The organism is Actinospica durhamensis (assembly GCF_018139695.1).
Lineage (GTDB): Bacteria > Actinomycetota > Actinomycetes > Streptomycetales > Catenulisporaceae > Actinospica > Actinospica durhamensis.
The window spans coordinates 17,781-27,078 of record NZ_JAGSOG010000102.1 but is presented as its reverse complement, the minus strand read 5'-3'; the positions used below and the strand labels follow the sequence as shown (position 1 = coordinate 27,078).

General features: G+C 72.5%; 6 protein-coding genes. 3 read left to right on the top strand and 3 right to left on the bottom strand.

What is annotated here, in order from left to right; all coding sequences use genetic code 11:
* Positions 1–197: 197 nt before the first annotated feature.
* Entirely contained in the window at positions 198–2,249 is a 2,052-nt protein-coding gene (locus KDL01_RS20290; protein ID WP_212530117.1) for an NAD(+) synthase, read from the top strand.
* A gap of 25 nt (positions 2,250–2,274) precedes the next feature.
* Here the strand turns inward: KDL01_RS20290 and KDL01_RS20285 are convergent, their stop codons facing one another.
* Genes KDL01_RS20285 through KDL01_RS20275 form a run of 3 tightly spaced genes read right to left on the bottom strand, consistent with a single transcriptional unit; the run spans position 2,275 to position 5,591 of the window.
* A complete protein-coding gene (locus KDL01_RS20285) occupies positions 2,275–2,619 on the bottom strand; it encodes a DUF6869 domain-containing protein (protein ID WP_212530116.1) in 345 nt (114 codons plus the stop codon).
* On the bottom strand, positions 2,616–3,266 hold the full coding sequence (locus tag KDL01_RS20280; RefSeq protein WP_212530115.1) for a histidine phosphatase family protein: 651 nt from the start codon (positions 3,264–3,266) through the stop codon (positions 2,616–2,618). Before KDL01_RS20280 ends, KDL01_RS20285 begins: the two co-directional genes overlap by 4 nt.
* Before the next feature lie 18 nt (positions 3,267–3,284).
* Positions 3,285–5,591: a lysylphosphatidylglycerol synthase transmembrane domain-containing protein gene (locus KDL01_RS20275; RefSeq protein WP_212530114.1), complete on the bottom strand. Its 2,307-nt coding sequence runs from the start codon at positions 5,589–5,591 to the stop codon at positions 3,285–3,287.
* 178 nt (positions 5,592–5,769) lie between these two features.
* On the opposite strand from KDL01_RS20275, the gene KDL01_RS20270 reads away from it, so the two are divergent.
* Positions 5,770–7,443, top strand: coding sequence for an ABC transporter transmembrane domain-containing protein (locus KDL01_RS20270; protein ID WP_212530113.1), 1,674 nt, complete (start codon positions 5,770–5,772; stop codon positions 7,441–7,443).
* Positions 7,440–9,191 carry an ABC transporter ATP-binding protein gene (locus KDL01_RS20265; protein WP_212530112.1) on the top strand — a complete coding sequence of 584 codons (1,752 nt, stop codon included), beginning with the start codon at positions 7,440–7,442 and terminating at the stop codon, positions 9,189–9,191. The genes KDL01_RS20270 and KDL01_RS20265 overlap by 4 nt, the downstream gene beginning before the upstream one ends.
* The last annotated feature ends 107 nt before the right edge of the window (positions 9,192–9,298 follow it).

Sequence of the window (9,298 nt, the reverse complement as noted above, 5' to 3'; positions counted from 1 at the left end):
CCCCGCCGCGTCGGCGATCGCATAGCTCTTCGACAGCCCGTCGGTGGACACGGGCCCCAGCATCGCACGCTCACCCGCGCCCGCGTCGCGATCTTCCGGACGACGGACAAAGCGGGCGGTCGGAGGCGTGGCGATCACGCGTGCGGCCGCTTCGCGCTAGGGTCGTGGTGTCCGTCCGCCGCACCTGGGGAAGCGTGTTGAACTTCTGGTCCATCTACGAGCAGGGCTTCGCGCGCGTGGCCGCGTGCACGGGGCACACCGTCGTCGCCGACCCGCGGGCCAACGCCGAGGCCGTGCTGCGCCAGGCGCGCGCGTGCGCGCAGGAGGGCGTCGCGGTCGCGGTCTTCCCCGAGCTCGGCCTGACCGGCTACTCGATCGAGGACCTGCTGCTGCAGGACGTCCTGCTGGACGAGGTCGAGGCGGCGCTCGGGACGATCCTGGCCGCGTCGGCGGACCTGCTGCCGGTCCTGGTGGTGGGCGCCCCGCTGCGCCACCGGCACCGGATCTACAACTGCGCCGTGTTCGTCCACCGCGGCCGCGTGCTCGGCGTGGTGCCCAAGTCCTACCCGCCGAACTACCGGGAGTTCTACGAGCGGCGGCAGATCGCCTCCGGCGAGAACGAGCGCGGCGGGGCCATCCGCGTCGCCGGGGCCGAGGTGCCGTTCGGCGTGGACCTGCTGTTCGAGGCCGCGGACCTGCCGGGCCTGGTGGTGGCCGCGGAGATCTGCGAGGACATGTGGGTGCCGGTGCCGCCGAGCGCCGAGGCGGCGCTGGCCGGGGCGACGGTGCTGGTCAACCTCTCCGGCAGCCCGATCACCGTGGGCCGGGCCGAGGATCGCAGACTGCTGTGCCGCTCGGCCTCCGCGCGCTGTCTGGCCGCCTACGTCTACGCGGCGGCGGGCCTCGGCGAGTCGAGCACGGACCTGTCCTGGGACGGGCAGACCATGATCTACGAGAACGGCGCGCTGCTGGCCGAGACCGAGCGCTTCCCGGCCGGCGACCAGTACGCCGTGGCCGACGTGGACCTCGACCTGCTGCGGCAGGAGCGCTCGCGCATGGGCACCTTCGACGACAACCGCCGCGCCCACGCCCGCGCCGACGCGCACCGCCGGATCGAGTTCCGGCTCCAGCCGCCGACCGCAAACCTCGGGCTGCGCCGCCGGGTGGACCGCTTCCCGTTCGTGCCCGCCGACCCGGACCGCCTGGCCCTTGACTGCTACGAGGCCTACAACATCCAGGTCGCGGCAGTGCAGCAGCGGCTGACCGCGATCGGCGGCCCGAAGGTGGTCATCGGCATCTCCGGCGGCCTCGACTCCACCCACGCCCTGATCGTCGCCGCCCGCGCGATGGACCGGATGGGCAGACCCCGCACCGACATCCTGGCCTACACCATGCCCGGCTTCGCCACCGGCGAGCACACCAAGGGCAACGCGCACAAGCTGATGCGCGCCCTCGGCGTGAGCGCGCACGAACTCGACATCACCGCCACGGCGCGGCTGATGCTGCAGGAGATGGGCCACCCCTTCGCCGCGGGCGAGCCGCAGTACGACGTCACCTTCGAGAACGTGCAGGCCGGCCTGCGTACCGACTACCTGTTCCGGCTGGCGAACCAGCAGGGCGGCATCGTCCTCGGTACCGGCGACCTGTCCGAGCTGGCACTCGGCTGGTGCACCTACGGCGTCGGTGACCAGATGAGCCACTACAACGTCAACGCGGGCGTACCCAAGACCCTGATCCAGCACCTGATCCGCTGGGTCGTCAGCTCCGGCCAGTTCGCCGAACCGGAGACCGACGAGACCCTCATCGCGATCCTGGACACCGAGATCAGCCCGGAGCTGGTGCCCGGCGAGGAGCTGCAGTCCACCGAGGACCGGATCGGCCCGTACGCCCTGCACGACTTCAGCCTCTTCCACGTGCTGCGCTTCGGGTTCCGCCCGTCGAAGATCGCCTTCCTGGCCTGGCACGCCTGGCACGACGCCGAAGCCGGCGCCTGGCCCGAGGGCTTCCCGCAGGCCAAGCAGGTGGCCTACGACCTGCCCGTCATCCGCCACTGGCTGGAGTACTTCGTCCGCCGCTTCTTCGGCTTCGCCCAGTTCAAGCGCTCCGCCATGCCCAACGGCCCGAAGGTCGTGGCCGGCGGCTCCCTCTCCCCCCGCGGCGACTGGCGCGCCCCCTCCGACGGTTCGGCCGCCGTGTGGCTGCGCGAGCTGGAGGCGACGGTGCCGTTGTCGGAGGACGCAGCGGGCTGAGTCTCGCGGGTCAGAGGCTTGTGGGTCAGAGCCACACGGAGGCCAAGGCCCGGCGGAATGCAGGGGACTGACGCGCGAGCTCATCGAGGCGTGGCGCCAGGTCGTTGCCGTATCTGGTGACCACGTCCTCCAGCGGTCCGGCGCCGACCATCGCGTATCCGGCCTCGTCCGGACTGCCGCGCAGCAACGCCAGGACGAGCTCCAGCGCCGGTTCACCCCCGTCCCCGACAATCCGCTGCACCCGCTCCCACGCCGCCGCGACGTCGGCCGGCTCTCCAAGGCTCCAGCGCTTGCGCTCGTCCCTAGTGCCGTCGGCCAACCGCCGCCCTTCCCACCAGGCGCGGGCGAGTTCGTCGAGGTCGTCTGTCATAGGCCTATGGTGGAGTTGGCCGCGTCGAGGTGGCGGGTGTCCGCAAGGTGGACGACCTCGCGATTGCGGTAGAAGTCGTCCTGCCTCAGTCTCGTGATGCTGCCCGGGGATCCGCAGAAGCGCACCGAACCCAGTGACTCGAACGGCATCTCGATCCAGGCTGCGACGACGAAGGTCAGCGCGCCGCCGTGGGTCACGATGATCTGGTGCTCGCAGTCGCGTCCGAGGATCTCCTCCATCGCCGCGTAGACGCGTCGTGCGCACTCACCCCTGGTCTCAGCTCCCTGAATTCCTTCGTGGTGGTTCATCCGGTCGCAGAGCGCGGGTGGCGGGATGAACCGCTGCTTCTGCCACTGCTGTGGTCGTCCCTCGGCTTCGCCGTAGGACTTCTCCCGAAGTCGAGGCTCCAAGATCGTTTCGAGGCCGAAAAGGGCTGCTATCTCATCAGCCGTCTGGCTCGTGCGCAAGAGATCGGAGGAGACCAGCTCGACGCTCGTGCCGATGGGGATTTCCGCGCGCAGCGTTCGGGCTATGGCTGCGGCAGCGTTCTTCCCCGCGCTCGTCAGCGTCGAGTCATGCCACCCGCCGACGACCCGCTCTACGTGGTGAGTGGCCTCGGGGTGGGTGACGACGTAAAGGAAGCGCATGGCTGGACCTCCATGGTTTTATACAGTGTTGCGGCGGCGCAGGAGGAGCAGGGCGACGTAGCCGGGGGCGGGCGGCAGGTACGTGGTCAGCAGGCGGTATCCGAGGACTGCTATGACGACGCTCGGGGAGGCCAGGCTCGCGGCTTTGACGAGCGCGCTGCTCAGGCCGACCTCGACGGCGCCCATGCCCGCCGGGGTGGGTACGGCCGCGGTGGCCGCCTGGACGGTCAGGTAGAGGAACGCGACCTTGGCGTAGCTCGGCGCGCCGTGCGGGGTGAGGGCGTGGATGCAGCTCCACAGACACAGTGTATTGAGAAGCGAGATCGCGAGCGTGCCGCCGAGTGCGAGCGCGAGTTTGCGCGGGTCTTGGGCGACCTCGATGAGGCGGGGCAGTGAGCCTTCGAAGAACGGGGCCAACCGGCGTTGGGCGAAGCGGTGCACGGGTGGGACGGCCAGGGTGAGCACGGTGAGCAGGGCGAGTGCGAGCACGAGGCCGAGGGGGCCGGTGGCCGAGCCGAGCCATGCGCTGCCGACGAAGAAGCCGAAGACGGCGACCAGCACGAGGTGGGCGATGAACGCAATGGCCTGCGAGGCGCCGACCGCGGTGACGGCCGCGCCGTCGGCTATGCCGCGCTTCCTCAGGAAGCGGACGTTGAGTGTCACGCCGCCGAGACCCGCGGGGGCGAAGAGGGCGAAGAAGCTGGAGGCGAGCTGCACCATCAGGTTCCGCGCCTTGGGCAGCGACTCGGGGATGAAGCCGGCCAGCTGCGCTGCCGCGGCGACGTAGGTCAGCGCTGCGGCCGCGCCCGCGAGCAGTAGCCAGCCGGGGGAGGCGGACGCGATCAGCCGCCACAGGCCGTGCCCGCTGTGGTCCTCGGCGCTCGAGATCTGCGCCATCAGGCCGTAGACGGCGACGCAGCCCGCGGTCGCGGCCAGGACGGTCTTGAGGCGGAGACGTTCCAGCTTGACGGGCGCTGCCGCCTCGGTCGGCGACTCCAGCGTGAGGACCTGCTTGCGCAGCTGGGCGAGCAGGCGTCCGGATCTGCCGACCGCGGCGCGGGTGGCGCGGGTGAGGACGATCTTCTGCAGTACCGGGAGCGTGGCGCCGATGCGGTGCTCGCCGAGGACCTCCGCGCCGATGCGCACCGCGCGTTCCGGGCCGACCTTGATCGCGAGCGAGGTCATGGCCTCGGCGACGTCGAGCAGCTGCTGGAGCTCGGTGGCGGCGATCTCGCCGTGGCGCAGATCCGTCAGCCAGATGTGTCCGTCGTCGTCGACGAGGATGGACGTGGGCGAGAGCCGGCGGTGGGCGATCTGATGGCGCCCGAGCTCGCGCACCGTCTTCCAGACGCGTTCGACGGTGGCGTCGGTGAGCTCCTCGCCCGGGATCTCGCCGAGGACGCGCGCGGGTACGTGCTCGTAGGCGAGCAGGGTCGCGTCGGCGGAGACCTCACGCACCGCCAGGAGCGTCGGGGTGTTGATCCCCGCGTTCCTCAGGGCGTAGGAGATCAGGGCTTCGTGGCTGACCGCGCGGCGCAGGCCGAACATCTCGCGGCGTCGGGCACCGGCCCGCAAGCGGATCAGACGATTGACTCGGTGGATCAGGCGCGCTGCCTGGCGATCGCGCTCGAGCAGGTGCACGTCGAGGAGGCCGCCGTCGGCGCAGCGCACTGCGAAGCGGCGTGCTTCGCGATCCTCGGCCGAGCAGTCCACGGGCTCGAGGCCGGCCCGCACGAGGGCTTCCATGACGCCTGCGGCGGTCAGCCGGTCGGTGGCGACGCCGCGTGCGTAGCGCCAGCCGAAGGCGACGGCGCGCCCGAGCGCGAGGGCGGCGGCGAATCCGACGAGACCGGAGGTGCCGTCGACCACCGCGGTGACGGAGTAGATCGCAATGCACGAACAAGCGAACGCGCGTAACGCCGGCCGGCCGTCGAACCCGAGGATGGTCAGCGCGGCGACCACGGCGGCGAGGCAGCCGAGGTCCGGCGCCGCACTCCCGGCGATCGCGTAGGCGAACGCGGCGGCCACAACGGCGTCCGCGACGCGCTTGGCCTGTCCACGCAACGCTTGCTCGACCGCGATGCCGAGGGGTACCGCGTACGCGGCGATCCGGGTCAGTAGCGCGACTCCGTCGAGCAGGAAGGCCGGGGTGAACCGGAAGCCGTGCTGGATGTCGGTCTGCAGCCCGTTCGTCGTGTTTATGCACAGCGTGCCGACCGCCACGACCGCACCGACCGCCACCATGTTCACCAAGAGGTGGATCAGGTCGGGTCGGCGTCGTATCCGGATCAACTCGCTGCGTTCGCCCCAGGTGTCCCCCGCCATGGAGCTGATCGTAGCCGCACCGGAACTGACGGCTGCGGGCGGAGGCCGCTGGCGCTCTTCTCTTGGGCGGACCGACCCCTCCTTGTCGCCGCTAATGAGGTTAGGCTAACCTAATCTTCTCAAGATCAATCCGGCGCGTTCTTCCCCGCCACCTCTCCCCGGAAGGGACTGATGCGCCATGCCCATATCCGCCCCCGCCACGCCCGCGGCGCTGGTGCGAGCCGCCCTGCTCACCCGGCGGCGGGACCTGGCCGCGGCGTGCGCGCTCTTCACCGGCCATCAGCTCGGGGAGTCGCTCGTGCCGGTGGTGGTGGGCGCGGCGGTCTCCGCCGTCGCGGGCGGCGGCGGGATGCGGGCCCTGACACCGTGGCTGGTGCTGCTGGCGGCCGACTTCGCGCTGCTGTCCTGCTCCTACCGGTTCGGGGCCCGGGCCGCCCAGCGGGCCAAGCAGTACGCGGCGCACGCCGTACGCATCCAGGTGGTGGAGCGGGCCGTCGCGCCGGGCGGCGGACTCGACCAGCCGCCCGGCGCACTGCTGACCCTCGCGGGCAGCGACGCCAACCGGGTCGGCGCGTTCGCCGGGATGTGCGCGTCGGGACTGGCCGCGGCGATTGCCCTGGCCGCGTCCGCGGCGCTGCTGCTGGGGTACTCGCCGCTGCTCGGCGCGGTCGTGCTCGGCTGCGTGACGCTGCTGCTGATCGCGGTCGCGCGGATCTCCGAACGGCTGCGCGGGCGGTACCGCGACGAGCAGCAGGGCGCCACCGACGCCGCGGCCCTGGCCGAGGACGTGGTGCGCGGGCTGCGGGTGCTGCGAGGCATCGGGGCCGAGCAGGCCGCGGTCGCCGACTACCGCCGGGTCAGCCGGGCGGCGCTGGTCTCCGCGCGGCGTGCCGCCGCGCGGGAGGCCACCGTCGAGGCGTTCGAGAGTCTCGCCGGTGGCTGCTACCTGGTGGCGGTCGCGGCGGTCGGCGGCTGGCTCGCCCTCGACGGCCGGCTCAGCCTCGGGCACCTCATCGCAGTACTCGGACTCGCCCGGTTCCTGACCGGGCCGCTGCAGACGCTCTTCGCCCTCGGCCCGGCCCGCACCCGGGCGCTGGCCTCGGCGCAGCGGATACTCGACCTGATCCAGACCCCGGCCGCCGTCCATGTCCGCGAAGACGGCATCGAGGTCGGTGAGCGGGTCGGTGCGATCACCTTCCGCGGGGCCGTCGGCCGGTCCGGGCGGGCGCTGGGTTTCACGGTCGGCGCCGGGCGCATGACCGGCGTGGCGCTGGACGATCCGGCCGCGGCGGCGGACGTCGCACAGCTGCTGGCCCGCGAATACGACCCCGTGGACGGCAGCGTGGAACTCGACGGATCGCCGCTGCCCGCCTACCGTCTCGGCGCGCTGCGCGAGGCCGTGCTGGTCTCGTTCCACGACGCCGCGCTGTTTCCCGGCACCATCGCCGAGAACGTGGGCGCGGACCCGGCGGCCGTGTACGCGGCGGCGGCCGACCAGGTCGTGCAGAGCGTGCCGGGCGGCCGCCAGGCACGGGTGGGCGAGGACGCGCGGAACCTCTCCGGTGGCCAGGTCCAGCGGCTCGCCCTCGCCCGGGCCCTGGCCGCGCATCCGCCGGTGCTGGTCCTGCACGAGCCCACCACCGCCGTGGACGCCGCGACCGCCGACGCCGTGGCCGAGCGGCTGCCCGAGCTTCGCAAGGGCCTGACGACGATCGTGGTGACGACGAGCCCCGCGTTGCTCTCCCGCTGCGACCAGGTGGTGTTCCTCGCGGCCGGCACGGACGCCGTCGAGGGCTCGCACGCCGACCTGATCCGCCGCGACGACGCCTACCGGAACCTGGTGACCCGATGAACGCCCCGCGGCTGCTTCCCGTCGCGCCCTCCCGCGACGTACTGCGGTGGGCGGTGGCCCAGGCCCGCCGCCGCCCCGGCCTGCTGGCCGCGACCCTGGCCGCCATGGGATCGGCCGCGGCCGCGAGCCTCGCCGCGCCGCTCGCCACCGGCGAGATCGTGCAGGCGCTCGCGGCGCACCGGGGCGGCTCGGCCGTGGTGTGGCCCGCCGTACGGCTCGGCGTCGCCGTCGTGGTGGGGGCGGGCGCCGTGCGCGCGGCGGGCCGACTGCTGGCCCGACTCGTCCTGCCCGCCGTCGCCGACCTGCGCGAACAGGTGCTCGAAGCCGCCGTCGCGCTGCCGGTGGACGTCGTCGAGGCCGGGGGAGCGGGCGACCTGATCGCAAGGGTCTGTGACGACGTCGAGCAGCTGACCGACGCCGCGCAGAACGCGCTCGGCAACTTCGCCCAGGCGGCACTGACCATCGCTGCGGCGTTCGTCGGATTGGCCGCCCTGGACTGGAGATTCCTGCTCGCGGCCTGCCTCGCGGTGCCGGTCCAACTCTGGACCCTGCGATGGTACCTGCGCGCCTGCCGCCCCGTGTACGCCGCCGGCCGCACGGCCGACGGCAGGCGCACCGCCGCACTGCTCGGCGTGTTCGCCGCCATGCCCACCATCAGGGCCCTGCGTCTTGAGTCCCGGCGCCTCGAGGTGGCCCAGGAGGCTTCGCTGGACGCCGCCGGGTACGAGTTCCAGGCCACCCGCCTGGCCACCCGCTTCTACGGTCGGCTCAACGCCGCCGAGTTCCTGGGCCTCGGCGCCATCCTCGCCACGGCGGCGGTGCTCATCGCCGACGGCCAGACCAGCCTCGGCGACGCGACCAGCGCGGCGCTGTTCTTCGTGGGCCTGTTCGACCCGATCAACGTGGCCCTCGGCGTGTTCGACGACCTCCAGCAGGCCTCCGCCGGACTCGGCCGCCTGCTCGGCGTCGTCATCTCCACCGCAGCAGATTCGCCGTCGGCCTCCCCGTCGGCCTCCCCGTCCCCTCCGCGCCGCGCCCACGACGCCGACCGCTCGCTCCGCGTCGAAGACGTCTGCTTCAGCTACGACCCGGGCACGCTGCCCGACGCGGTCGTCGGCGTCAGCCTGGAGGTCGGGCCGGGCCGGACGGTCGCGGTCGTCGGCGTCAGCGGCTCGGGCAAGACCACCCTGGCCGGGATCATCGCAGGGTTCTACCGTCCCAGCTCCGGCCGCGTGCACGCCCCGGCCGGGCGCGTCGCGCTGGTGGCGCAGCAGCCGCACGTGTTCGCCGGAACCCTCGCCGACAACCTGCGCCTGGCCGCCCCCGACGCGTCCGACGAGGCCCTGCGCGCAGCCCTCGACCGCACCGGCGCGTCCGCCTGGGTCGATGCCCTGCCCCAGGGGTCGGCCACGCCCGTCGGCGCGGGCGGCCACCCGCTCACCGTCGGCCAGGCCCAACACCTCGCGCTCACCCGCGTCCTGCTGCTCGACCCCGCCTACCTCGTCCTCGACGAAGCGACCGCCGAGGGCGGCAGCGACGCGGCCCGCGTACTCGACCGGGCCGCCACCACCGTGACGCGGGGCAGAGCCGCCCTCGTCATCGCGCACCGTCTCTCCCAGGCCGCCGAAGCCGACCACATCCACGTGATGCGGGCCGGCCAGGTCGTGGAGAGCGGCACCCACCGCGAACTCGTCGCCGAAGACGGTGAATACGCCCGGCTCTGGCACGTTTGGAACGCATTTCCCTAAGCACAGTCAATTGTGGCGCATAAAAGTTCCTCGTCTCAGCACCGCCGCTCGGCTTATTCGCTGCCGAGCAGGGCAGATATTCGATGTGAATCCGCCGCGATCGGCCC